General features: G+C 65.0%; 25 protein-coding genes and 1 tRNA gene. 16 read left to right on the top strand and 10 right to left on the bottom strand.

Annotated features, from left to right (window positions below; all coding sequences use genetic code 11):
- The first annotated feature begins 104 nt into the window (after positions 1-104).
- The 4 genes from fer1 to DVK00_RS05675 all read left to right on the top strand — a co-directional run bounded on the left by fer1 (position 105) and on the right by DVK00_RS05675 (position 3,186).
- Positions 105-494 (top strand): ferredoxin Fer1, encoded by a 390-nt coding sequence (fer1, locus tag DVK00_RS05690; RefSeq protein ID WP_101351248.1) that lies wholly within the window; start codon positions 105-107, stop codon positions 492-494.
- Positions 495-596: 102 nt separating this feature from the next.
- On the top strand, positions 597-1,625 hold the full coding sequence (locus tag DVK00_RS05685) for an A24 family peptidase (protein ID WP_101351247.1): 1,029 nt from the start codon (positions 597-599) through the stop codon (positions 1,623-1,625).
- Positions 1,626-1,672: 47 nt separating this feature from the next.
- Positions 1,673-2,035, top strand: coding sequence for a phosphoribosyl-AMP cyclohydrolase (gene hisI / locus DVK00_RS05680; protein WP_101351246.1), 363 nt, complete (start codon positions 1,673-1,675; stop codon positions 2,033-2,035).
- Positions 2,035-3,186 carry a hypothetical protein gene (locus DVK00_RS05675; RefSeq protein ID WP_121577401.1) on the top strand — a complete coding sequence of 384 codons (1,152 nt, stop codon included), beginning with the start codon at positions 2,035-2,037 and terminating at the stop codon, positions 3,184-3,186. The genes hisI and DVK00_RS05675 overlap by 1 nt, the downstream gene beginning before the upstream one ends.
- Here the strand turns inward: DVK00_RS05675 and glmM are convergent.
- On the bottom strand, positions 3,171-4,550 hold the full coding sequence (gene glmM, locus DVK00_RS05670; RefSeq protein WP_101351244.1) for a phosphoglucosamine mutase: 1,380 nt from the start codon (positions 4,548-4,550) through the stop codon (positions 3,171-3,173). The two genes, DVK00_RS05675 and glmM, sit on opposite strands and share 16 nt — an antisense overlap.
- Positions 4,551-4,636: 86 nt before the next feature.
- Between glmM and pyrE the strand changes: the two genes are divergently transcribed.
- Both pyrE and DVK00_RS05660 read left to right on the top strand, forming a co-directional pair.
- Positions 4,637-5,188: an orotate phosphoribosyltransferase gene (pyrE, locus tag DVK00_RS05665; protein WP_121577400.1), complete on the top strand. Its 552-nt coding sequence runs from the start codon at positions 4,637-4,639 to the stop codon at positions 5,186-5,188.
- A gap of 84 nt (positions 5,189-5,272) precedes the next feature.
- Positions 5,273-5,521, top strand: coding sequence for a glutathione S-transferase N-terminal domain-containing protein (locus DVK00_RS05660; protein WP_121577399.1), 249 nt, complete (start codon positions 5,273-5,275; stop codon positions 5,519-5,521).
- A gap of 58 nt (positions 5,522-5,579) precedes the next feature.
- On the opposite strand, the gene DVK00_RS05655 is transcribed toward DVK00_RS05660, so the two are convergent.
- Positions 5,580-6,548, bottom strand: a complete 969-nt coding sequence (locus DVK00_RS05655; protein WP_121535750.1) for a transcriptional regulator — start codon at positions 6,546-6,548, stop codon at positions 5,580-5,582.
- A gap of 129 nt (positions 6,549-6,677) precedes the next feature.
- Here DVK00_RS05655 and DVK00_RS05650 point away from each other — a divergent pair, with 129 nt between their 5' ends.
- Both DVK00_RS05650 and DVK00_RS05640 read left to right on the top strand, forming a co-directional pair.
- Complete coding sequence (locus DVK00_RS05650; RefSeq protein ID WP_121577398.1) at positions 6,678-7,943, top strand: tRNA(Ile)(2)-agmatinylcytidine synthase; 1,266 nt, start codon at positions 6,678-6,680, stop codon at positions 7,941-7,943.
- Positions 7,944-8,451: 508 nt separating this feature from the next.
- Complete coding sequence (locus DVK00_RS05640) at positions 8,452-8,655, top strand: hypothetical protein (protein ID WP_101351490.1); 204 nt, start codon at positions 8,452-8,454, stop codon at positions 8,653-8,655.
- Here DVK00_RS05640 and DVK00_RS05635 read toward each other — a convergent pair.
- Both DVK00_RS05635 and DVK00_RS05630 read right to left on the bottom strand, forming a co-directional pair.
- Positions 8,652-9,716, bottom strand: coding sequence for a pyridoxal-phosphate dependent enzyme (locus DVK00_RS05635; RefSeq protein ID WP_121511856.1), 1,065 nt, complete (start codon positions 9,714-9,716; stop codon positions 8,652-8,654). The two genes, DVK00_RS05640 and DVK00_RS05635, sit on opposite strands and share 4 nt — an antisense overlap.
- Positions 9,717-9,980: 264 nt before the next feature.
- On the bottom strand, positions 9,981-10,937 hold the full coding sequence (locus tag DVK00_RS05630) for a succinylglutamate desuccinylase/aspartoacylase family protein (RefSeq protein ID WP_101351238.1): 957 nt from the start codon (positions 10,935-10,937) through the stop codon (positions 9,981-9,983).
- A gap of 135 nt (positions 10,938-11,072) precedes the next feature.
- Between DVK00_RS05630 and DVK00_RS05625 the strand changes: the two genes are divergently transcribed.
- Positions 11,073-11,288, top strand: a complete 216-nt coding sequence (locus DVK00_RS05625; RefSeq protein WP_004959447.1) for a hypothetical protein — start codon at positions 11,073-11,075, stop codon at positions 11,286-11,288.
- A gap of 4 nt (positions 11,289-11,292) precedes the next feature.
- Here DVK00_RS05625 and DVK00_RS05620 read toward each other — a convergent pair whose 3' ends face one another.
- Positions 11,293-12,516, bottom strand: coding sequence for a potassium channel family protein (locus DVK00_RS05620; RefSeq protein ID WP_121577397.1), 1,224 nt, complete (start codon positions 12,514-12,516; stop codon positions 11,293-11,295).
- A gap of 156 nt (positions 12,517-12,672) precedes the next feature.
- Between DVK00_RS05620 and DVK00_RS05615 the strand changes: the two genes are divergently transcribed.
- Positions 12,673-13,035, top strand: a complete 363-nt coding sequence (locus DVK00_RS05615; protein WP_101351236.1) for a hypothetical protein — start codon at positions 12,673-12,675, stop codon at positions 13,033-13,035.
- A 180-nt stretch (positions 13,036-13,215) separates the two neighbouring features.
- The gene (citZ, locus tag DVK00_RS05610; RefSeq protein WP_101351235.1) at positions 13,216-14,361 is read left to right on the top strand and encodes a citrate synthase; all 1,146 of its coding nucleotides are present in this window, start codon (positions 13,216-13,218) and stop codon (positions 14,359-14,361) included.
- Positions 14,362-14,726: 365 nt separating this feature from the next.
- Here the strand turns inward: citZ and DVK00_RS05600 are convergent, their stop codons facing one another.
- Positions 14,727-16,361: a TrkA family potassium uptake protein gene (locus DVK00_RS05600; RefSeq protein ID WP_101351234.1), complete on the bottom strand. Its 1,635-nt coding sequence runs from the start codon at positions 16,359-16,361 to the stop codon at positions 14,727-14,729.
- 285 nt (positions 16,362-16,646) lie between these two features.
- Between DVK00_RS05600 and ilvA the strand changes: the two genes are divergently transcribed.
- The 4 genes from ilvA to DVK00_RS05580 all read left to right on the top strand — a co-directional run bounded on the left by ilvA (position 16,647) and on the right by DVK00_RS05580 (position 19,991).
- The gene (ilvA, locus tag DVK00_RS05595) at positions 16,647-17,858 is read left to right on the top strand and encodes a threonine ammonia-lyase (RefSeq protein ID WP_101351233.1); all 1,212 of its coding nucleotides are present in this window, start codon (positions 16,647-16,649) and stop codon (positions 17,856-17,858) included.
- 172 nt (positions 17,859-18,030) lie between these two features.
- Positions 18,031-18,234, top strand: coding sequence for a hypothetical protein (locus DVK00_RS05590; protein WP_101351232.1), 204 nt, complete (start codon positions 18,031-18,033; stop codon positions 18,232-18,234).
- Between the two features lie 29 nt (positions 18,235-18,263).
- Positions 18,264-18,347: transfer RNA gene (locus DVK00_RS05585), tRNA-Ser, on the top strand.
- 165 nt (positions 18,348-18,512) lie between these two features.
- Positions 18,513-19,991, top strand: a complete 1,479-nt coding sequence (locus DVK00_RS05580) for a transporter (protein ID WP_101351231.1) — start codon at positions 18,513-18,515, stop codon at positions 19,989-19,991.
- 24 nt (positions 19,992-20,015) lie between these two features.
- Here DVK00_RS05580 and DVK00_RS05575 read toward each other — a convergent pair whose 3' ends face one another.
- A complete protein-coding gene (locus DVK00_RS05575; protein WP_101351230.1) occupies positions 20,016-20,387 on the bottom strand; it encodes a VOC family protein in 372 nt (123 codons plus the stop codon).
- Positions 20,388-20,446: 59 nt separating this feature from the next.
- The gene (locus DVK00_RS05570; protein ID WP_101351229.1) at positions 20,447-21,325 is read right to left on the bottom strand and encodes a PhzF family phenazine biosynthesis protein; all 879 of its coding nucleotides are present in this window, start codon (positions 21,323-21,325) and stop codon (positions 20,447-20,449) included.
- A 107-nt stretch (positions 21,326-21,432) separates the two neighbouring features.
- On the opposite strand from DVK00_RS05570, the gene DVK00_RS05565 reads away from it, so the two are divergent.
- Positions 21,433-22,044 (top strand): DJ-1/PfpI family protein, encoded by a 612-nt coding sequence (locus DVK00_RS05565; RefSeq protein WP_121577395.1) that lies wholly within the window; start codon positions 21,433-21,435, stop codon positions 22,042-22,044.
- 15 nt (positions 22,045-22,059) lie between these two features.
- Here DVK00_RS05565 and DVK00_RS05560 read toward each other — a convergent pair whose 3' ends face one another.
- Together DVK00_RS05560 and rnz are read right to left on the bottom strand one after the other, a co-directional pair.
- The gene (locus DVK00_RS05560) at positions 22,060-23,133 is read right to left on the bottom strand and encodes a Gfo/Idh/MocA family protein (protein WP_101351227.1); all 1,074 of its coding nucleotides are present in this window, start codon (positions 23,131-23,133) and stop codon (positions 22,060-22,062) included.
- A gap of 42 nt (positions 23,134-23,175) precedes the next feature.
- Positions 23,176-24,111, bottom strand: coding sequence for a ribonuclease Z (rnz, locus tag DVK00_RS05555; protein ID WP_101351226.1), 936 nt, complete (start codon positions 24,109-24,111; stop codon positions 23,176-23,178).
- Between the last annotated feature and the right edge of the window lie 197 nt (positions 24,112-24,308).

The raw sequence follows: 24,308 nt of genomic DNA, 5'->3' as shown, positions 1-24,308 counted from the left end.
CAGTCCTCGATTCACGGCGAATCCCCGCGTTGTCCCTCATTATTTTGCACGACCTAAAACGGAAGGGCAAAGTCTAACAGGGCGGGGTTCGAACCAATCAGGTGATGCCCACGGTAGAGTACCTTAACTACGAAGTAGTGGACGACAACGGCTGGGACATGTACGACGACGACGTCTTCGCAGAGGCGTCGGACCTCGACCTCGACGACGAGGACCACGGGTCCCTTGACGTGAACGAAGGCGAGTACATTCTGGAAGCCGCCGAGGCGCAGGGCTACGACTGGCCCTTCTCGTGTCGCGCCGGTGCCTGTGCGAACTGTGCCGCCATCGTTCTCGAAGGCGACATCGACATGGATATGCAGCAGATCCTCAGCGACGAGGAAGTCGAAGACAAGAACGTTCGCCTGACCTGCATCGGCAGCCCGGACGCCGACGAGGTCAAAATCGTCTACAACGCCAAGCACCTCGACTACCTGCAGAACCGCGTCATCTAACGCGGCTCCTGCAGCGCACTACACTTTCTGCTTCCAGTAGCGACTGCCACTGACAGCTGTTGTACCGGAACCATTAGGGGGGCCGCTGTACTGCGTATAGCCGTGCTTGGGTCGATACCGGACCTGCTTCGGCTGGTCGCCGTCCCGGTGTTCGGGTGGGCGGCCTACCGCGATGTGAAAACCCGCCGGGTGCCGAACCGGACCTGGACCCCGCTTGCCGCGCTGGCGGTCGTCCTCCTGCTGTGGGACGCCTACACCGTCTGGACCGGCCCGACAGCGGTCGGCCAGCGGCTGTTTCTCATCAGGGTCGCCATCAGCCTCGGCTTCGTCATCCCGCTGTCGTACGGCTTCTGGCTCATCGGTGGGTTCGGCGGGGCCGACGCGAAGGCGTTCATGCTCGTCGCTGTCCTCTTTCCGGTGTATCCGGTGTACTACCTGCCGACTGTCGCGCTCCCGCTCCAGCAGAGCGCCATCGGCGTCTTCTCGCTGACGATTCTCTCGAACACCGTGCTCGCCGGCGTCGTCTACCCGCTGGCCGTCGCCGCCGGGAACCTCGCCCGGGGTCGTTTTTCGCTGGCGATGTTCATCGGGCGGCCCGTTTCCGTCTCCGCCGTCACCGAGGAGTACGGTCGGCTGCTCGAATCGCCCGACGGATTCGACCGCGGCGGTCTCGACCTCGATGCGCTCCGGATGTACCTCCAGTGGCGTGGCTGCTCGCTTGCCGATATCCGCGCCGACCCGGACCGGCATCGCCTCCCGACCTCGCTACCGCGGGTTCCCAACGACCCCGGCGACGGCTCGCTGGCGACCGACGGCGGCGACCCGGTGGCCGACGACGTGAACGGGACGGGCGGTCGCGGTGACGACGCATCCTCCCAGGCTGTGACTGATGACACCGACGCCGTCGACGACCCGTGGGGTGCCGAGCGGTTCCTTGACGATATCGACCACTCGGCCTACGGCACGTCACCAGCCCAGCTCCGTGATGGGCTGGACGTGCTGGTCGAACAGGACGAGGTGTGGATTTCGCCCGGGATTCCGTTCCTCGTCCCGATGTTCGCGGGGCTGGTCGTTTCACTCACCTACGGCGACGTGCTGTTCTCGCTGTTGCAGGCAGTCGGGCTGGCCTGACCCCAGACAGCAGAAGACCTATTTTCCGGACACGCCTCGGCCTGAGTATGACCGACGTCGACCTTGCGTTCGACGAGCAGGAGTACATCCCGGCTGTCGCGCAGGACGCAGACTCCGGCGAGGTGCTCATGCTCGCCTACGTCACAGAGGAAGCGCTCCGGAAGACCCGCGAGACAGGGGAGGCTCACTACTACTCGCGGAGCCGGGACGAACTCTGGCACAAGGGCGCGACGAGCGGCCATACACAGGCCGTCGAAGAGGTGCGGGTCGACTGTGACGGGGACGCGCTGCTGTACGTCGTCGACCAGACCGGCGGCGCCTGCCACACCGGCTACGAGTCCTGCTTCCACCGGACTGTCGACGGCGAGACGGTCGGCGAGCAAGTGTTCGACCCCGACGACGTGTACTGATGGCGCGGTCCGATACTGAGACCGAACTCAGCGCGGGCACCCCGGACGTCGTCGAGCGCCTCGAACAGGTCGCCGAGGCGCACGACCGGGCACAGACGCGCGTCGAGGAGGTCGGCGCAGACGCGCTCCGTGACTGCCGTGACATCTACAGCGAACTGCGGAACCTGCTCGAAAGCTACGACGGGCGGGCGACCGGCGGCGGCGACTTCGAGGCGTTCATGGAGTTTCAGGGCCGCGTCGGGACGCTGACCGACGACCTTCCCGAGGACCTGCCCGAGCGCGATACCTTCGAGGAAATCGACGACTTCCTCCAGCAACGGCGGCTCACCGAGGGCGACTTCGAGCAGGCCCGCGAGATGCTGTCGCCCATCGGCGACCTCGTCGGGCGGCTCGACGAACTCGACGACGCACGCGAGCGGTACAAGAAGGCCCGGACCGAGGCGAACCGTCGACGCAACGAACTGAGCGACCGCATCGATGATCTGGAACGCCTCCAGCGTCTCGGCGACGCCGACCTCGATGCCCCGGTCGAGCGCCTCCGTGAGCCAATCGAGCGCTACAACGACGCCGTCACCGAGGCGTTTGCCGAGTTTCGGCGCAATATGCCGGCTAAGGACGCGCTGGCAGTCATCGACCGGGCGGACGCGTACCCGCTGGTCGAGTTCCGGTCCCCACCTGCGGAACTGCTGACCTACGTTCGCGAGCACGACGCCGGCCGGGAGCCGATTCCGAAGCTACTGGAGTACGCCGACTACTCTACCTCGAAGCTAGACCACTACGTCGACGACGCCGCGGCGCTCCGCAGCGCCGTCGCCACCCGACAGACGTACCTCCGGCGGCTCGACGCCGAGCCGGTACGGATCAACTGGCCGCCGCCGTCGGCCGATGCCCTGCCGTGGTACTGCCGGGAGTACCGCTCGGTCGTCGCCCGATTTGCCGACGAGTCCGTGGTCGCGGCGCTACGGGAGGTGCGTGGACTCGCGGAGCGGGACGACTACGAGCGCCTCCGGGAGAGCGCCGTCGCTCGCTCGGAACTCACGGAATCAGAGCGCGAGCGACTGGCAAGCGGCGCTGTCGAACAGGAACTATCGACCGCCCGCGAGGCCAGGGCGGCTATCGACGACGCGCTGGAGACTTATTCGCCGCTGTAGGTGTCTGTCCGCTGGGTCGCGCGACTGACCATCGTTTCGGCCAACTCTTCAGCGCGGTCGAGCGTGCGCGCTTCGGCATAGACACGGACGACGGGCTCTGTGCCGGACGGCCGAGCCAGCACCCAGCCGTCGCCGTAGTCGAGGCGATAGCCGTCCGTCGTGTCGAGGTCGGCCGTCGCGTCGTTCGCGTGGGCCTCAATGCCTTCGAGCATCGCTTCGCGCTCGTCTTCGGTCTCGTATTCGAGGTTCCGCCGGACGTTGTAGTAGTCGTCGTAGTCCGCGGCCACCTCGCTTGCGGGCCGTTCGGCGACGAGTTCGAGGAACTTCGCGGCGGTGAACGCGCCGTCCCGGGCAATGCGGTAGTCGGGGAAGAGGATGCCGCCGTTGCCTTCGCCGGCAATCGCGACGTGGGTCCCCTCGTTCTGGAGTTTGCGGATACGGCTGACGATATACGTCGAGCCGATGGGGGTAAGTGAGAGAGTCGCGCCGGCGTCTTCGACCACGTCCACAAGGCGCTGGGAGGCGTTGACCGCCGAGACGACGCCGTCGTCCGACTCGATTTTTGCCGCCGCGAGCGCGGCCAGCGCGGCGTCGCCCTCGATGTGGGTTCCGGCCTCGTCGACGAACATCCCGCGGTCGGCGTCGCCGTCGTGGGCGAAACCGAGGTCGGCGTCGGTCGCCCGGACGAACGCCCGCAGGTCTTCGAGGTTCTCCGCGACGGGTTCGGGGTCGCGGCCGGGGAAGTGGCCGTCGGGCTGGGTGTTGACGGTGTGGACTTCACAGCCGAGTTCGCGGAACAGGTCGGGGCTGGTGAGGGAGCCAGCACCGTGGCCGGGGTCGACGACGATGGTGAGGTCGGCGTCGGCGATGCGGTCGCGGTCGACGGCAGACAGTACCTGCTCGCGGTAGCGGCGGCGGGCGCTCTCGATGGCGGTGTCGGACCCGACCGTCTCCCAGTCCGCGTAGGCCGGCGTATCGTCCCGGAGGGACTGTTCGACGCGATCGAGCGTATTCCGCGTCAGTTCGACGCCGTCCGCGCCGATGAGTTTCACCCCGTTGTACGCGGCCGGATTGTGGCTCGCGGTGATCATCACGCCCGGGACTGCCTCACGCTCGCAGTAGGCCTGCAATCCCGGTGTCGGCACGACGCCGAGGCGGTCGACGTCGAACCCGACGGTCGTCAGGCCGCTCGTCGCGGCGTTAATGAACGTCCGCCCGGTCGTCCGCGTGTCCCGGGCGATCGCCACGCGGTCGTGGTCGTCACGCCAGACGTCCCCGGCGGCCTGTGCAACCCGAAGGACGTACCGCGGTGTCAGCTCATCGCCCGCGACACCTCGGACGCCACTCGACCCGAACACTTGCATTCGAGCGAGTGTCTGATGCGGAGGGGCTTAGGAATGTCGCTGTCCGAATTCAACAGTCATTAGCCCCGTGACCGTTCAGTGAGCGTATGGCAAACGACGACCTCATCGCGGCGCTGCGGGACGCTGACGCCGTCAAGTTCGGGGAGTTCGAACTCTCTCACGGCGGCACGTCGAGCTACTACGTCGACAAGTACGTCTTCGAGACCAACCCTGCCTGTCTGGACCTCATCGCCGGGGCCTTCGCCGAGCGCATCGCTGAGTGGGACACGGACGCCACACTCGCTGGTGTTGCCCTCGGTGCAGTCCCGCTGGTCGCGGTCACCAGTGTCGAGACGGGCATTCCCTACGTCATCGCCCGCAAGCAGGCAAAGGAGTACGGCACGGGCAACCGAATCGAAGGTGACCTGACCGACGGTGACGAGGTCATCATTCTTGAAGACATCGCCACGACCGGCCAGAGCGCGGTCGACGCCGCCGAGGCACTTCGCGAGGCCGGCGCTGTTGTCAACCGCGTGCTCGTCGTCGTCGACCGCGAGGAGGGGGCCAGCGAGAACCTCGCCAACCACGACCTCGAACTGTCCTCGCTCGTGACTGCCTCTGACCTGCTCGCCGACGCACCCGACGATATCGACGTGTAGCGCAGGCGGAATCGCTGTCGACGGTGCGCGGCCGAGACACAGCACCGATGTGTTCTTGACGCTGGCTCGCTTACAACCGGTGTAATGGCTAATCTCGAACTCTATGAGCTCGAAGGCTGTCCGTACTGTGCAAAGGTAATCAAGAAACTCGACGAGCTGGGCCTCGACTACGAATCCCACATGGTCCCGCGGTCCCACGACGAGCGGACCGAAGTGAAGAAGGTTTCGGGCCAGACGGGCGTTCCCGTCCTCGTCGACGAGGACAACGGCGTCGACGGGATGCCTGAATCCGACGACATCGTCGAGTACCTCGAAGAAACGTACGGGCAGTAGACTCGGCGCTTACGGTAGTTCTCGTTTTTATGTGACAGCGAAGACTGAGAGCGCCCGCTCAGGCGACTTCCTCGCGGTCTTCGCCACGCTCCATAATGAGGTCGCGCAGGTCGATGGCGTCCTCGATGTTTTCCATCTCCTCTTTCTCGATGAGCGCGGTCCCCTCGACGGATTCGCGTCGGAGCTCGTCGACGACGTACACCGACCGGGTCCGGGTCACCTCGCCGACTGAGGACATGATGCGCGCTCGCTTTTCGGCCGTTTCGGTGAACGCCGAGTGACCGGCAAGGACCTGCCCGTGTTCGTCCTCGCTCTCGTTGACGCTCTTGAACGGCGCGCGGTCCGTCGGGTGGACCTCGAAGCCGATACGCGTGAACACCGTCACAATCGGCTCGTCTTCCGGTGCAACGTCTGGGTCGTCCGGTGTCGGCTCGTCGTCTCGGACTTCTTCAGCGCCGTCGAGGACGCTCACCGGCGAGGTCAGCGGCGCGTCGAACAGGTCTTCCAGTTCGGCGGCCACCTCGACTGAGGCGTCCATCCCGTCCTCGTATTTCGAGACTGTCCGCCGGGAGACGCCCAGTTCCTTCGCCAGCCGGCCAAGCGACCAGTCGCGGTCCTCGCGCACGTCGGCGAGGATCTCGGAGTCGATGTTGACGTAGAGTCCGCCCGGGGCGGCGTAGATGAGCGGCGGGACCTCCTCGACGAACAGGTCCATCGCGGTGTCGGGAGACAACACGGGGACGCCGTGCCGGAAGTACACAACACCGGGTTTCAGCTCCTCGTCGCGCGTCCGGAGGCCGATCACGATCGGTGTGGCATTCAGATACGTGCCCAGTCGCCGCATCTCGCCCCCGGTCTGTGCGTCGAAGGCGTCGATGTTGCCCAGTATCTTCAGGAGCAACACGTCCTCGCCGCGACGGGCAGCGATGTCGAAACTCTTCGGGCGAATCGCACAGCGGTCGCTGACGAGGAAGCCAGCGTCTTCGAGCATCGCCATGACGTTTTCCACCAGCGCCGACCGTGACATAGTACTCTGTACCTCTACTGAGTCTAGCCCGCTCACCCATTATATGTATTGCGCCGTCCGTTGCCTCTCAGGCCGAATTGGGGGGTCCGTGACGAAAGGCGTTTGACCGCTTCGGGGCTACAGCGTAGCGTGACTGTCGTCGGCCTCGATGATACGGACTCGCGCGAACGGGGAATGTGTACGACCTACGCCGCCGCCACCCTCGCAGAGTCGATACGGAACGCTGGGGGGACCGTCGAGCGACTGCTCCTCGTCCGTCTGAACCCCGCCGTCGAACACAAGACCCGCGGGAACGCGGCGCTGGCGGTCCATACTGACCTCGACGCCGACGTGGCGCTGGGGCTAGTCGAAGACGTGTTTGACATGGCCGAGACCGACGACCCACGGACCAATCCCGGCGCAATCGTCGCCGACTGTGACCCCGACGCCGTCCCACCGCAGGTCGCAACGTTCGCCCGCGAGGCAATCCAGTCGATACAGGACCCGATGGCCGCGACGACGCTCGCTGACGTGGTCGGGTTCGCCCGCTCTCAGCGGGGCAACGGCCGCGGACTGGTCGGCGCGCTTGCGGCGGTCGGGGCCTGGGCCGCGCTGTCGGACTGGACCTACGAACACATCGCCTACCGGGAGCAAGACCGGTGGGGCACCGAGCGGACGGTCGACAGCGCGAGCGTCCGGGCCGCGGCTGAGGAGTACTACCCCGACGTGTGGGACACTGTCGACCGTGCATCTGGCTATCCGGTCTGTGTGCCGCGGACGCCGTGTCCGATTCTCTACGGGATTCGCGGCGACGACCCCGACGCCTGCCGCGCCGCCGCCGACGCTATCGACAGCGAGCCCATTGCTCGTCGGGCGACGTTCGTGACGAATCAAGGGACCGATGTGCATCTACAGGATGCCGCTGTCGACGCGGTCACGGCCGACAGCGCCTACCGCGTTACCGGCAACGTGGTCGAAACTCCGGAGACGCGGGCGGGGGGACACGTGTTTCTCACCCTCGAAGGCGACAGCGCGACCCTCGACTGTGCGGCTTTCGAGCCGACGAAGGGCTTTCGCGACCGGGTCCGCTCGCTCAGAGTCGGCGACCGAATCACCGCCTGTGGGGAAGTGACTGACGGGACGCTCAAACTGGAGAAGTTCGCGGTCCGGAACCTCGTCCGGACAGAATCCGTCACACCGGACTGTCCGGACTGTGGTCGGTCGATGAAATCCGCTGGCCGGAACCAGGGCTATCGGTGTCGGGACTGCGGGACCAGCGCTGACGGCAAAGCTGAACAGTCCATCGAGCGAGGACTGGAGTACGGGTGGTACGAAGTGCCGCCGGTCGCGCGCCGCCACATCGCGAAACCGCTGGTTCGCGGCGGCTTCGACGCGCCTACTCACCCGTCTCGCTGAGAGGAAGTGGTTCGCTGTCTCCCCGAAGCGTGTCGAACACGGGGCGGGACGATCAGGAGAGCGCTGACAGCGTTTGTGTGTGGTTGGCGGAGCTGTGTACTCCGCTCGCCCGGTGGTCATTCGGCGTTCAGCTTTTGCCTGCTATTCGGTTCGAATTGGCTACTGGCGAGTAAGCACCACGAATGTTCCAGTAATACGGGGATATACGTCAATTTAGACTACGGATAACAATGTTGATATACCGTTATGTGGGACCATGAGCACGGACGGGTCGGATACTCAGCGGTGACATACGGCAGACGGCGACATCGCCGAGAAGCTATTGACTGTCGAACACGAGCCGGCTGCGGGTGGTGGCCAGCGTTCAGTTCTCTATCCGCCCAGCAGCACGGGCTCCGGACTGGCTGGCCGTTTCGTCGAACCTTCTCGTCTCTCTCGACGACGTTCAGTAGTCCTTACGCCCGATAATCGACTGGTAACAATAGTAACACCTGTCGTGAGTCCGGACATGGACTCCGATACCCGGTCGACGAGCGAGGTGACGGCGGCGACTGCTGACGACGAGGGAACGCTGCCTGCCGTGGTACGCTCCCGTCCCGACGGCACCGAGCGGCTCATCTGTTACGCGCCAGATGTCGACACGGCAGACGTAGAGGACCAGTGGCTCTCCGTCGATGCCGACTTTCCGGTCTCGACGCTGCTGATGCGTTAGTTGTTTCGTCCGGTCAACGCGACAACCACGTCGTCACCGTCCTGGAGTTCTCCCCGCTCTCTGAACTGCGTCAGCGCCGCTGTCGCCGTCGCACAGGTCGGTTCAACGTGAAACCCCGCTGCACCGAGCCGATCACGTTCCCGCGCCGTTGCTGCCGCGGAGACAGCGATGGCGGCCCCATCGGTCTCGTCGATGGCGTGCCGTATTTGCTGGCCACGCGGCGGGTCCCGGATGTGAATCCCGTCGGCGAGCTCGTTGGCAGCAGCATCGTCTGAACTGCTCCCGTCCTCGTCAGCGATAGGACTGTACCCGACCGCTTGCGTCCCCAGTATCCGAGGGACAGCATCCGTCCATCCAGCTTGCTCAAGTGCCCGAAATCCGCGGTAGAGACCGAGATACAGCGTCCCGTGACCGAGCGGCGTGACGACGGCGTCCGGGACGGTCCAGTCCCGCTGGGCGGCGATCTCGTAGGCGGTCGTCGCCGTCCCGGCGAAGAAGGCGGGGTTCCAGGCGTGGCTGGCGTACCACCCCGACCCGCTCTCCACGGCGTCGATACAGGCCTCGGTTACGGCCTCTCTACTTCCCTCGACTGGGAGCACGTCTGCGCCGGTTCGTTTGATGCGGCGAACCTTCGCGTCTTTTGCGCTCGCGGGGATGTATATCTCCGCGTCCAGCCCCGCCCGCGCCGCGTAGGACGCGACTGCCAACCCAGCGTTGCCCGAGGAGTCTTCGAGTACCCGGTCGGCCCCGACGTCAAGCGCTTCGGCGATGACCGTTGCCGCGCCGCGGTCCTTGAAACTCCCAGTCGGGTGGAGATACTCCAGTTTAAACGAGGCGTCCCACCCGGGCGCGTCGACCAGCGGCGTCCAGCCCTCGCCGAGGCTGACTCGCTCGTCCACAGGGAGGAACTCGGCGAAGTCCCAGACGCCGCTGGTCCGTGAGAACTGCCCTGGTTGGCTGTCGGGCAGTGGCTGGCTGGCGTAATCAAGCGGTGCCCCACAGGAACACCGCCAGGGACTCTCGCGGGGGTACTCTCGGTCGCAGACGCTACAGGTTCGCATGGGCTTGCTCCGTGGCGAACCGTCCAAAAGCTGGCGGCGTCTGCGGTCGCGGTCGTCGGTGCCTGCGGCCAGTGTTGTGGAGCCCATAGCGCGGTGGCCGGGCGGCCGCTCCGTCGGCCGCCCCGGGGAAAGGCAGGTCAGTAAGCGAGCAGACGCGGCGCGAAGCGCCGCGTTTCACAGGACCGAGCGGAGCGAGGTCCCGCGTTTTCCAAGCTCTTGTAAGCGGAGTTCGCGTAGCGACTCCCTTGCGGTGAAAAGTGGTTCCTAGTAGGTATCGATGTTCGTCCCGACTGAACAGACGTATTCGCCGGTCGCAACCTGCGGGAGCCGGCGAGCACGCCAGAACACGCCACTGGAGTCGGCAGTGATTTCGGCCTTCGGGTCGCCGAACACGTCGGTCACCTCGAACAGCGTCTCGCCGCGGGAGACGCGGTCACCGAGGTCGGGCTTGAGGTCGATGAGGCCGCCAACGGGGGAGCCGTACTGTTCGAACCCGGTGGCACGAGTCTGGGGGCGCGTATCGTGGTGGCCGTCGAGGAAGCCGTAGTAGTGCAGGACGTTGAAGACGCCGTTGACGCCCCGCTGGATAGAGCCTTCGTCCCAGCCGACACAGCCGCCGAGTTCGGGGTCGATCGTCGGCACGCCCTCGTCTGGGGCAGCGCGGGCCAACTGCCCGTCGGGACCTTTCTGGTCGAGGATGTAGCCACAACCGAACACTTTTGCGAGTTCGAGACACTCCTCGTGGAGGCGATGGCGGGTGCCACACCGGACCCGCACCTCGTCGATCATCTGTGAGGTCGAGCCCTGATGCAGGTCGAGCACGTAGTCGGCGCTGATGGCGGCGTTGAACGTCGCCGCGGCAATGCGCTCGCTCGACGTTCCAGTCTTGTCGCCCGGATACGCCCGGTTCATCTTCGTGTCGTCGATTGGATTACGGTGCTCGGCGACCTGAAACGCGTGGTAGTTGACGACGCCACAGACCAGAATCGTCCCGGACAGTTCCGTCGGGTCGAGTTGCGGGAGCGTCCGCTGGATGACGCCGACACCGTTCAGTTCGTCGCCGTCGCTGGCCGCCTGAATGTAGAGCGTCCGTCCGTCGTCGACACCGTTGACGACGGCGACCGGTAGCCCGAACGTCGACCCGTCGCGGGTCTCACCGACCTCCAGCCGCCCCGTGTCTTTCTCACCGGGAGCGGCGGTCGCCGTACCGAAAGTAACCATTGTTCCCACGTTTGCCTTGGGAGCCTTTACTGGTTCGGATTTCGCCAACAGTTGCGCCGGATCGACGGCATCTTGGGGACGCCGACCCTACTGGCCGGTGTGTCCCAGTCCGAGCCACAGAGCGGCAAAGCGGCAATGGTCGCGGCGCTGAACGTGCCACGCAACGCGAAAATCGGATTCGTGCTCGCTGGCCTGTTTACCGCGGGGCTGTTCGCTCTGTTCGTCCTGCCAGGGGCCCAGCGACCGATCGGATTCTACGTGGCGCTGGCGTTCGTCCTCGCGACGTCGCTGGGCGGGCTGCTGACAGCGCTGTTCACGGCGGTCTCGGCTGTTCGGCTCGCCAGGCAGTAACGAGCTACTCTCCCCCGGTCAGGTCCGTAAGCCGGTCGCCCCCGGTTCGAGTTCCTTTCGCGATGAGTACGTCGCCGGTTCGAATCTCCGTTTCCGGTCCCGGCGAGATAACCCAGTCGCCGCCTTTCCGGCCGGTGCGTTCGCTCTCGCCGGCCGCCCGCCGGACAGCGATGATGCGCATGCCGGTCGCCGTCTTGACTTCCGCGTCGCCGATGGTCCGCCCGGCGAGGTCGCTGTCGGGGTACACCGTGGTCCGAATGATAACCTCGTCGGACTCCTGGACGGCCTCGGCGACGACCGGGTGGGTCGACAGCCCCCGCAGGACGCCCTCGCTCATCTCCAGTGCGGCGTCTGAGATGACCTCCGTCGACCGGGCTAGGTGGACGAGGCCCCGCAGCGACACGGGGTCGTCGATGTCGGCGGCGGCCCGGAGCGTCCAGGCCTCGAACCGGGACTGGAGCGCGTCGACCTCGGCTTCGAGCTCGACGACCTCCTCGGCGACCTCCGTGCTGTCGAACAGCACCGCGCCGTAGGCCAGGTCGACCGCCAGTTCGCCCATGTCTTTCATCAACACGATGGAGTCGACGGCGCGTTCGAGGTCGCGGACGCCACCTTCGGGCGGCTCCGGCGGCTCGTACGCGTCCCCGGTGGCGTCCCGGTAGACTTCGGCGACGCCGGTCTCGGGGCCGCGAAACAGCACCACGTCGCCCGCTTCGAGGCGCGTCTCCCGGTTGGGATTGAGCAGCCAGTTCCCCTGCCGGCGAATCGCCAGCGCGCGGACGCCGGTCTCGGTTTCGAGGTTCAGACCCCCGAGCGTCTCGCCGGCTAGCGGGGAGGCCGAGCCGATTGTCGCCCGCACGAGCGTCTCGACCGCCTCGGGCAGCGCCGCCCGCATCGTGTCCGGGAGGCCGATGTCCTCCAGTACGACCTTGGCGATGTCGCCGGCGGCGTCGCTTATTTTCTCTGCGGCCCCGACCATCCCCAGAACTGGGGCGAGCGATTCCGCGTCCGCTGTCGACCGGCAGGCCATCAGGAGGCTCATGCGTGCGCGCAACTGGAGCACGTCCATCTTCTCCTCCAGTTCAAGCACCTCTGCGGCCACGTCGTCGCTCCCCAGCAGGACGGCCGAGTACGAGAGGTCGATGAGCAGCTCAGCGGTGTCTTTCATCTCGGCCAGCACCTGCTTGACGCTGACCGGTTCGTACTCGACCGTCCCTGTCGGGTCCATAGCCGCCGGTTCGACGGCCCCGAGCAAAAGCGTTCCTCACTGTGTGGAACGGTAGCGTGATTTCTCGACGGCCCCCGACGTGCCGGCGCGGGCGGCGACTATGTACGGCTCGGGTCGATTCACGCTACTTTTCAGTCCAGCGAAATTTGTTTCGGCATGTCCGAAATAGCCGACACTATCCACGATTTCGGAGAGTCTACGCCCCGTGTTGTCGCTGACCTCCACAGCACCACCTTCGAAATCGAGTACATCCGCGACGACGTGGCGGGCAGGTACTCCGATAGAGATCTCGACAAAGCGTACAAACTCATCATGGCACACACCGTCACCGGCGACGATTTCAAGTCGCTCATCGGCGAGGGGCGATTCAACGCACAGACGTTGTTTTTCGAGGACATTATCGTGTTTTTCTTCCCATCGAAACGATACGAGGGGGTTTTTGCGTCCTTCGATTATGACGACAGCTTCCCCGTGAACGACCTCGTGAGGGCAGTCTCGGAAACGCGGTCGGACCGGTAGCGGCTGCTCGACGGCGGTGGGACCACAGGCTGACCAGTCACCATCACAGGGCTGAGCCTACTGAAACGGCGGTGACGGCGACTAACAACTGAACGAACGTCCAGTCTCGCGATCCTGACATTGTGCCACACACGCTCAGAAAGAAAATGTTTTTCCCGGAAGGTAAGGAACTGATTGCGTATGTCCGACGACCTCAAGAAGGGACTCGAGGGTGTCATCGTCGCCGAGTCCGAACTCAGCGTTATCGACGGCGACGCTGGCAAACTCGTGTATCGGGGGTACACCATCGAGGACCTCGCCAAGGGTGCCAGCTACGAAGAGGTGCTGTACCTGCTCTGGCATGGCCACCTGCCCAACCGGGACGAACTCTCCGAGTTCAAGCGTGCGATGGTGGACGCACGCGACGTGGACGACGACGTCATCTCGACCGTCCGACAGCTCGCCGAGGCGGACGAGGACCCGATGGCAGCGCTCCGGACTGCGGTGTCGATGCTCTCGGCGTACGACCCCGCGCCCGAGGACGCCGAACCGACCGACGAGACGGTCAACCTCGAAACCGGACGGCGGATCACCGCCAAAATCCCGACCATCATCGCGGCATTTACCCGCATCCGCGACGGCAAGGAGCCTGTCGACCCTCGTGACGACCTCGACCACGCGGCGAATTTCCTCTACATGCTCAACGGCGAGGAGCCCGACGACGTGCTCGCTGACGTGTTCGACCAGGCGCTCGTGCTCCACGCCGACCACGGTCTCAACGCCTCGACGTTCTCGGCCATCACGACGGCGTCGACGCTGTCGGACGTTCACAGCGCGGTCACCTCCGCCATTGGAACGCTGAAAGGACCGCTCCACGGCGGCGCCAACCAGGACGTTATGGAGATGCTCAAAGAGGTCGACGACGCCGAATCCGATCCGCTCGACTGGGTCAAAAACGCCCTTGACGAGGGCCGCCGCGTCTCCGGCTTCGGCCACCGCGTCTACAACGTCAAGGACCCGCGGGCAAAGATTCTCGGCGAGCGCTCGAAGGAACTCGGCGAGGCCGCCGGCACGCTCAAGTGGTACGAGATGTCGACCACCATCGAAGACTACCTCATGGAAGAGAAAGGTCTGGCCCCGAACGTCGACTTCTACTCGGCGTCGACGTACTACCAGATGGGCATCCCCATCGACATCTACACCCCCATCTTCGCGATGTCCCGCGTCGGTGGCTGGGTCGCCCACGTCTTCGAGTACATCGAGGACAACCGCCTGATTCGCCCGCGCGCCCGCTACGTCGGCAAGAACCCCGACGAGACCACGTTTGTGCCGCTGGACGAGCGATAGGCCCGTACCGCTACTTTTCGTCTGAAGAGTGGGTTACTGACGGCCGTGAGCGCGTTTCATCGCGCGAACCGGGGACGGGCAGGGCGGCCAGCATCCGGCGGCGACGCCGCCGGTTCTCGGAATCGGCCCAAGATGCATCTCCTGTCGAGTCTCTCCAATATCGAACTCTGCGGTAACGGACGCGTAGCGACTGTCCGCGAACGAAGTGAGCGGTTCACCGAACGCGAGCATAGCGAGCGTTCGGCCTTTTTCGCCACCGAAAGACTCGCGAGGCTCGTCTTTCGAGCCTTGCTTTGCTCCGCTCAGCAAGACCACGTTTTTGCGCCGAGCGGTGCGTGAAGCGCACCCGAGCCCGAAAAAGGTGGTTAGCCAAACACCGATTTGAACCGCGTCACGCCGTCGTCGGTGCCGGCGATGACGAGCTTATCGCTCGGTTCGATAGTCACATCAGGACCGAGGTCGGTGACAACGGTGCCGTTGCGCTCGATGGCGACGACCGTACAGCCCGTCCGCGAGCGGACATCGGCCTCGCCGAGTGTCGTATTCCCAAGGCTGTTGGCGGCGACGCGGATGACCTCGACTTGCTGGTCCATCGAGATGACGTCTTCGTCTTCGAGAATCGTAGATGCGAGCATCCGGCCGCTGACCGTCGACAGTGCGAGGACGTAGTCAGCGCCCGCACGGTACATCTTCTGGACGTTCTCACTTTCCTCGGCACGGGCGATGATTTCGACGTCCGGATTGAGATCACGGATGACAAGCGTCGCGAACTCGGTATCGGTATCCGACGACAGGGCGAGGATAACCGTTCTGGCTGTGCCGACGCCAGCGTGCCGAAGCTCCTCGGGTTCTGTGGCGTCCCCGACGACATCGACGCCCGGCGCGTCGGCCTGATCGAGCACCGTATGTGGCACCCCGGCGTTGGTAAGCGCCGACGTGATGGTCTGACCGACCTCGCCGGCACCGATGATCACCGTCTCCCCGCGGCGGAAGCCACGCACGCTGGAGAGGGTCATCTGCTTGAGTTGCTCCAGCTGTGACTCGGTCCCTGACACCAGTAGAACCGTACTACCGTCGAGTTCAGATTCGGGGTCGGGCGGACTCACGAACTGGCCGCGGAACCACGCGCCGATGACGTTGACGCCGGTCTCCTCGCGGATGCCGCTGTCGGCCAGCGTCGTTCCGACGAGGTCGCTCCCCCGGTGGATCGGGAGTTCCGCGATATCGAAGTCCTCGCCGATCTCGATGGAGTCCCCGAGCGTCGTCGAAATGCCGGTCGTCACCTTGCTTGCGAGGCTCTCGCCGAGTAGGCCTCGCGGTGAGAGAACGGCGTCGGCACCGGCGAGGTCGTGATACTTCGCGCGGTCGGGCTCCTTGACGACGCTGACGGTCTGGACGGACTCATCGACTTCGCGAGCGGTGAGGATGATACTGGTGTTCACCTGGTCGGATGCGTCGGCGACAAGCGCACGGGCGGACGATAGGTGGGCCCGCTCAAGCCCGTCGACGGACTGCGGGTCGGCGTGGATGACGTAATACCCGTCCTCATAGAGGTCGTTGGCCCGGTCCCGGTCCGGTTCGACGATGACGTAGTCAACGTCCCAGGTGTCGAGTTCGGTGACGAGCGTCTCACCGCGGGGAGAGAACTGACAGATAACGACGTGGTCGCTGAGGCCGTTCTCGACCGTGTTCGGGGCTGTCGTCTCCATCGCCTCTTCGAACAGCGGAAACAGCAACACTGGCAGCGCGAGAAAGATGAGCACGACGCCGGTGATATCCATCACAATAACGAGTAGCCGCATCTCTGTGGTGCTCCACGGCGCGTCCGAGCCGTATCCGGTCGTGGTGAACGTTTCGACCACGACGCGAAGCGACCGCAGAAACGGTTGCGGGTCGTTTTCGAACGCCGCCATTCCGTAGTCGTATGCGAACGCATACCCCAGAATGATGCCGCCGAGCGCGACGATATACACCAGCGTCCGTCGCAGCCAGGTATCCATCTACTACTTTCTGGGATACCGAGTGTAAAACAGTTCTGTCCGGCTAGCCAGATCTACTTGACGGGATGCGCGGCAGGGTGAGCGGCTCTACCCGCTCGCAGTCCTGCACTTTCACTTTCACCGCGCTACGACCGGATTTAAGTTAATCGCGTTCGTTCTCCTATATGCAGTCACACGCTCCCCCTTTCCGTTTCAGGACACTACCCGAGCAGTCCCGGCTGTCCCAACCGCCGATACTGCATGGTCGGCCGACAGTATAACATGGTCCGGTGAATAGCCACTCCCATGCTCTCATTTGAGGATGTCCTCGCAGCACAGGACACTGTTTCTGAGACAGCCAGACACACACCGCTGGATTACTCGCACACCTTTTCCGCGATGACGGGCGCGGATATCCATCTCAAACTCGAGCTGTTCCAGCGTACGGGGTCGTTTAAGATACGGGGCGCGACCAACCGCATCGCGTCGCTCTCGGACGCCGAGCGGGCAGCTGGCGTCGTCACAGCGAGCGCCGGTAACCACGCCCAGGGGGTCGCACTGGCCGCCACGCGAATCGGCGTTGATTCGAAAATCGTGATGCCGGAACGGGCCCCGGTTTCGAAAGTGAAGGCGACCCGAAGCTACGGTGGCAACGTGGTCCTTCACGGTCGGGACTACGACGCGGCCGCCGAACACGCCCACGACCTTGAGCGAGAGGAGGGCCGGACCTACGTCCACGCCTTCGACGACGAGAAAGTGATGGCGGGGCAGGGGACCATCGGACTGGAAATCTACGAGGACCTCCCCGGCGTTGATACGGTCGTCGTGCCAATCGGCGGCGGCGGACTCATCAGCGGTATCGCCACAGCGCTGAAGGGCAAAGACGAAGATATTCGCGTTATCGGCGTTCAGGCCGAGGGGGCGTCAAGCGTCGCGGAGTCACTGGAGAAGGGCTATCGCATCGAGCGTGACAGTGTCGAGACCATCGCCGACGGTATCGCCACTCGTACCGTCGGCGAGCAGACGTTTGCGGTCATCAGTGAGCGGGTCGACGAGGTCGTGACGGTGTCGGACTCGGAAATCGCTGTCGCGCTGACGACGCTGTTAGAGCGTTCGAAAACGCTTGCTGAGGGCGCGGGTGCCGTGGCGCTGGCCGCCGTCATGGAGGAGAAGTTCGATTTCGAGGACGACGAGACAATCGTCCCCGCGCTGTGTGGCGGGAACATCGACCTGAATATGCTGACCAACGTCATCATGCGCGGCCTCGTCGAGACCGGCCGCTATCTCAAGATTCGGACCGTCCTCCAGGACCAACCCGGCGCGCTGGAAGAACTCGTCGAGGTCCTGTCACGCGAGCAAGTCAACATCTACGGCATCGAGCACGACCGGACCAGTCGCGACGTGGCGATGAGTTCGGCCGAGGTCGAACTGGACCTTGAGACCCGCGGCCACGACCACGTCGACGAACTCATCGACGCGCTCACCGACGAGGGGTACGAGGTCGACGTGCTGGTCTGACTCGACGCGCCTGCGTCGCGCCCGTCCCGACGGCGTCCTCTCGATACTTGTATCTGTCACTGGCCTGCGCCGATTTCGGCGGGGTTTTAGCCGCGGCGGCCCCCGCTTCGTGTATGCGACGGCTCGCACAGACAGTCCCTGCCGAGACAACAGCACGGAGCGGAGGGCGTTGATGGACCCGCGAACGAAGGCCAGCCTCCTGTGGGGCGTCGTCGGGGGCCTCGCGTTTCTGGTTCTCGTCCAGGGGTACGAACTGCTGGCCGGGATTCCGGTGTCAATACCGGCCAAAGCCGGTGTCGCCGTCGCCGTCGGCATCGGTGCGACGCTCGCCTCTTACCGTCTGCAGCCACGGCTGGTCGGAAACGAAAGCCCTTAATCGCCCGCCCTCGCACTCTCGAAGTGCGTGCCAGGATGGCCGAATCTGGTAAGGCGCACGCCTGGAAAGCGTGTTCCCATCTGGGATTCTGGGTTCAAATCCCAGTCCTGGCGTAGCGAGGTTCGAACGGTGTGCGAACCTCGGAAAACGCGAACGGTGCGCACAGTGAACCGTGAGCGAGTATTTTTATGACTGACTGCGAGTGAGGAGCGACCGCTTCTAACAGCGTAGTGTAACCACCGCACCGTTTTCCCGCCGCCAGTACTGATACTCGGTCGATGGTCGAACAGCGCGACGGTGACGAGATCGACTTGCTGGACTCCTCGATTCGGACGACCAGCGGAGCGCTGGTGTCAACGACGCTGTTCGTTCTCAGTGGCATCGTCTACGCGTTCGTCACGTCACCTGCGGCGACCGGGACCTATTTTTTCATCGCCCTCTCTGTCTCGCTGGTCCTGCGTCCGATTCGGGGCATCAGCCAGGCGCTGAAGAAGGTCGGCAGCGAACGGGGTGAACTCGTCGGTCCGTATCTCGGTCTGGCGGCGCTGTTCGCCCTCGGGTATCTTCTCATCGTCGGTGTGATCGTGGCTGCGCTGGCCGGTGTAATCGTCCGCAACACGGTGGTTTCGCCGGGACTGCTCGTCCCAATCGGCCTCTACGCGCTTTCGGTCGCGGTGTCGATGATTGTGTCGAGCCTGGTTGGTGCCATCGGCTACCCGAGCGTGGAGACGTGGCTCACCAGCACGCAGAGCGCCATCCAACTCGTCGTCCTGCTGGCGCTGGCTCCGACACTGACGACCGCCGTCGACCTGCTACTTGTTGTTGCCGGCGTCCGGCTGGCGGTGCTCGGTCCGGTCGCCGTCGCGCTGGGTGTCGTCCCGACGCTGCCCGACCGACACGCCATCGAGCGTGCCTGGGACTTCGCCAAGTGGAGCATTCCGGACCAGATTTTCGACCGCCTGTCGTACAACATGCCGGTGTACGTACTGGGCATCGTCGCGACCCCAGCGGCCGTCGGTATCTACGAGGCGGCCGATCGGTTCGCCGACTTCGGCGCGACGATTTCCTGGCATCTCTCCTCTCCGCTACTCACGAAGGTCAGCGGGGACTCCTCTGTCGGCGACACGCGTCTCGCCTACCTCGACGGTGCGGTCACCGGCGGAACGGGCGTCACGTTCGTCGTGTTCGGCTACCTGCTGGCCGCACACGACGTGGTCGCACGGATCGCCTTCACCGGCTCGGAGGGTGTCTTCTCGGCGACGGTCCTGCTCGTCGGCGGCGTGAACATCCTCCGTGGCTTCTGGACGCTCACGTCACATGCCATAGAAGGGGTCGGGAAACCGAGCGTGAGCTTTCGGACAAAGCTCTACGGACTGGCGTTCAGCGTTCCAGTCCCGGCGATATTCGGTGCGGAGTTCGGAGCTGTCGCCGGGGCCGCCGGGTACGGAGTGATGAATCTGGTCATCTTCGGGTACGTCCTCTACTACTCCCGGTCTGTCTTCGGACGGATTCCGCTCGAACCCGGGGTAGCAACAGCCCTCACCGTCGGCCTCGGCGTCTCGTTCGCACTCACGACCGGTGCAGTCGCTGGCCTCACGCGCGCTGGTCTCTCTCCGATTGTCGTCGCCAGCGTGGCCGCCGTGACGTGTCTCGCCGGCTTCGGCGGCTTCCTCGTCGCCGTGTCCTCACCGGCCAGACTCGTCGCTGCTCGGACGGCAACGCTGTGGCGCAGTCGCGCTCGCTCCCTGCTCGGGTGAGCGCTGGCCGTTTGTCGCTGCCGTTCAGAGCCAGCGGTAGAACTCGAGCGTGTACCCCTCGGGGTCTTCGACGAACGCGGCGAAGGCATCAGCGGCGTCGACTTCCGTCGGTTCGAGGACCGGCGCAGCGCCGGCGTCGATGGCCGTCTCGTAGGTCCCCTCGACGTCGTCGACGGTGAACGCGATGTGGTCCACGTCGGCGCGGTTTGGGGCAATCGGGGTGGTCCGGTCCGGGTCGTAACGCAATTGCAGGTCACCGTCGCCGCCCCGGCCGAGGTAGACGTTCTCGACGCCGTCTAACGTGAAGCGGTTCGTTTCCTCGAAGCCCAGCGTGTCGTAGAACTCTATCGCACGGTCGAGGTCCGAGACGCAGATAGCGGTGTGTGCGAGATCCATGCCGCGGCGTTGTGGACGGGTCGAAATGAGTGTGGCGGTACCGCCGGTGGCGCGGCCAGTTACAGCAGGTCACCGCGAGCAACGGGAACGACGCTGCCGCCGACCCGGACGTTGATATCCTCGCCGCTGCCGTCAGTCGAGAGATGCAACAGCGACGGTCGCCCCATCTCGTAGCCCTGCTCGACACGGGCCTCGACGGCAGGGCTCCCGAGCATCTCGTGGCGGGCGAGATACGCGGCCAGGCAGCCGTTCGAGGAGCCGGTCGCGGGGTCCTCGGGCACGTCGTAGAACGGCGCGAACACGCGGACTGCGAGGTCGTTGGCCTCGCTCCGCGGCGCTCGACAGACTGCTAGGACGTTCTTCGCGTCGCGGTCGCCGGTCACGGCGTCGTAGGCGTCCCGATCCACATCGATGGCTTCCAGCGCGTCGCGGTCGGCCACCGGGACGACAATTGTCGCCAGCCCCGTCGAGACGATTTCCACCGGCCAATCGTGGTCCAGTCGGTCAGCCGACAGGCCGAGGACGGCAGCGAGGTCTTCGTGGGCTAACTGCTCACCGAACTCGGGGGTCGGCTGTGTCATCCACAGCGTCTCGCGGCCGTCGCGCTCCCCGATGTCGACCGGGACTTCACCGACGGGCAGGTCCAGCGTCACCGTTTCGGGGGTTCCGTCAGCGATCTGGTCTCGGATGACCTGTACCGTTCCGAGGGTTGGATGGCCGGCGAAGGGTATCTCGGCTGCGGGCGTGAAGATACGGACCGGCCACGCGCCGTCGCTTGGCTCCCCGGTGACGAACGTCGTCTCCGAGTAGTCTATCTCGGCGGCGATGGCCTGCATCTCGTCCTCGTGCAGGTCGCCGGCGTCGGTCACGACGGCCAACTGGTTCCCGGTGTATCGCTCCCGGGCGAACACGTCGACGATGTGAAACGGGTGGGACATACCTGTTCGCTCGGTGGCGTCCCCAAAGAACACTCCGGCTGCCTGCTGTATGATACCAAATCACCTGAAGCCACCGGCTATTTCTCGCTGTCACCCATCTTGTGGGCATGGAAGCTGTCGCAATCGCCTGTTTCGACGGGTTCGACGAACTGGACGCAATCGGCCCCTACGAGGTGTTCGAGAACGCGGCGCGCTTTGGCGCGTCGTGGGACGTGACCCTCCGTTCAGTCCGGGAGAGCGGGACCGTCACCGCGAGCCACGGACTCCGGGTCGAACCGGACGGCCCGCTCGCCGACGTGACCCCGGACCTGCTTGTCGTTGCTGGCGGCGGGTGGAACGACCGAAGCGATGCTGGCGTCTGGATGGAGACCGAGCGCGGAGACCTACCCGAGGCTGTGGCGGCAGCCCACGACCGCGGCGCGACCGTCGCCGGCGTCTGTACCGGCGGGATGGTGCTTGCCCGCGCCGGCCTGCTCGACGGTCGGCCGGCGGTGACACACGGCGGTGCACTAGAGGACCTGCGAGCGACGGACGCGACCATGGTCGATGCCCGGGTTGTCGACGACGGCGACGTGCTGACCTGTGGCGGCGTCACGTCCGGTCTGGATCTCGCCGTCCACCTCGTCGAACGCGAGTGGGGCGCGGACGTGGCCGCCGCTGTCTGTGAGGAGATGGAGTACGAACAACGGGACGACGTGTTCCGCGGCGAATCGGGATAAGAGCGACCGAGCGGCTCAGGCGTTCGCGCGGGCGTCTTCAAGCAGCGCTTGCACGTCGACGGCCTCGCCGGTCTCGCTGCTCTCGATGGCGGCGAAGACGATGGCCATCGACTGGAGGACGCTGTCGACGTTCGTCGGCATCGGCTCGCCGCCGTCGATCCAGTCACAGAACTGCTCGATGAGCCAGGCGTTCTTCCAGTGGGGGCGCTCGGCGAGTGGCACCGACTCGCCGTCGCCCTTGCCGATGCTCTCGAAGTTCCCGGTGTGGTAGTCCTCGGCGTGGAACCGCTCGACGTCGCGGCGGTCGAGGACGACGGTCTGGTCCGCACACTCGGCGCGGAACTGTTCGTGTCCCCAGCCGTTCAGCGTGGTCGCGTTGGCGTAGCTGCCCTCGTACTGGGCGCGGGTTCCGTCGGCGAAATGCAGCGTCACGAAGCCGGTGCAGTCACCGTCGTAGTCGGCTTCCTCGGGCGTCCACGTTTCGGCATACACCCGCTCACAGGGCGAATCGGCCAGCGACGCGAGGATGTCGAGGTGGTGGATTGCGCCGTCGAGCAACAGCATGTTCTCCATTTCGTAGACGTAGTCGGCGTAGAAGTCTCGTTCGCGGACGTTCCCCGTGTACCGCGCCGTCAGATAATCGACGGGGCCGGCGTCCTCGACGGCCCGCTGGAACGTCGCCTTGTCCCGGTCGAACCGGTGGCTCATCGTAACGCCCATTTTTTTGCCGGCCTCGTCGACTTTTTCGGCGACGCGGACCGACGCCTCCAGCGTGTCGGCAATCGGCTTCTCCGAAATGATATGCAGGTCGTGGGCGAGTGCCGTCTCCACGACGGCCTCGTGTGTCGACGGCGGCGTCACGATAGAACAGATGTCGGCCGGCCGCTCAGAGAGCGCGGTTTCGAGGTCGGCGTAACACTCTTCGGGCGACAGGCCGAGTTCCCGCTCGGCCAGTTCGTGCCGCTCGGGGTCGGTGTCGACCGCGGCGACGACCTCGATCCGGTCGTCGCGAACGTTCGGTGGGATCGCGTCCGTCGCCCAGGTGGACCCTTGGCCCCCCAGACCGACGTGGACTAATCGGTATGTCATGGCTCCGCTACTGCTTCAACGAATAAATGCTGCACTATCTCATCAGGATTCGCCCGCGTCCGGGAACTCGACGCGGCGCTCCATCCCGTCTTCGGCGAGCACGACCTCGCCGTCGAACGCGTCCCGAGCTTCGTCAACTAGCTTGTCGGCGCTCGCGGCGTAACGCGTCGAGATGTGCGTCAGTGCCAGTGTCGACGCGCCGGCCTGTCGCGCTACGTCGGCGGCCTCCCGGGCAGTAGAGTGGGCTGTCGCCTTCGCCCGCTCTTTCCGGTCCTCGGCGAAGGTGGCGTCGTGGACCAGCAGGTCAGCGCCCTCGCTCGCTTCGATGACGCTCTCGGTCGGCAGCGTGTCGCCGGTGTAGACCAACCGCCGACCGGGACGGGGCGGCCCGACGACGGCCTCCGGCTGGATGGTCTCGCCCTCGTGTTCGATGGCCTCACCGCGGTGGAGCTTGGAGTATTTCGGCCCCGGCGGGATGCCGAACTCTTCTTCGGCTTTCTCCCGGTCGAACTTCCCCTTCCGGTCGTCCTCGTCGAGGACGTAGCCGACGCTGGCACAGCGATGAGCCGTCTCGATGGCTCGAATCTCGTACTCCGGCCGGTCGAGGACGACGTCTCCAGCCGACACCTCGTTGATGCGGACGGGAAACGACGGTGTCGTCCCGTTGGCCTGAATGAGCTGTTTGATGTTCCCGCGCGTGCCCGCCGGCGTGTGGACGGCGATGGCGCGGTCGCGTTCGTTGAAGTCCCACGTCTGGAGCAGGCCCGGAATCCCGAGGACGTGGTCGCCGTGGAGATGCGTGACGAACAGGTGGTCGATAGCGAAGCCGGTCCCAAAGCGCATCATCTGTCGCTGTGTGCCCTCGCCGCAGTCGAAGAGGAGGTAGTCGCCGTCGCGGTTGACGAAGATGCTGCTCGTGTTGCGCTGGGTCGTCGGCACGGCCCCACTCGTCCCGAGAAACGTCACGCGCATGGTCATCGCATCCTCTACTGTCGACGGGTAAACCGGTGTCGAAAGGGCGCTGTCAGTGTAGGGTAGCACCCGCCGTCTTGTTCGCTCGGGTCGCTGCGGCGGTCGTCTGTATGTGTGGTTGTCCCATGGCTATTCGTACTAACCCAAAATAACGGCTGCTTTCCGCCATCTCTCGCCAGCGTACGCGCTTCTCTGCCGAGAGC

Origin of the sequence: Haloarcula sp. Atlit-47R (genome assembly GCF_003665985.1) — an archaeon.
In the GTDB taxonomy this organism is placed as follows: domain Archaea; phylum Halobacteriota; class Halobacteria; order Halobacteriales; family Haloarculaceae; genus Haloarcula; species Haloarcula taiwanensis.
The sequence above is the reverse complement of the archived record's forward strand: the minus strand, read 5'-3'. Positions and strand labels throughout refer to the sequence as shown.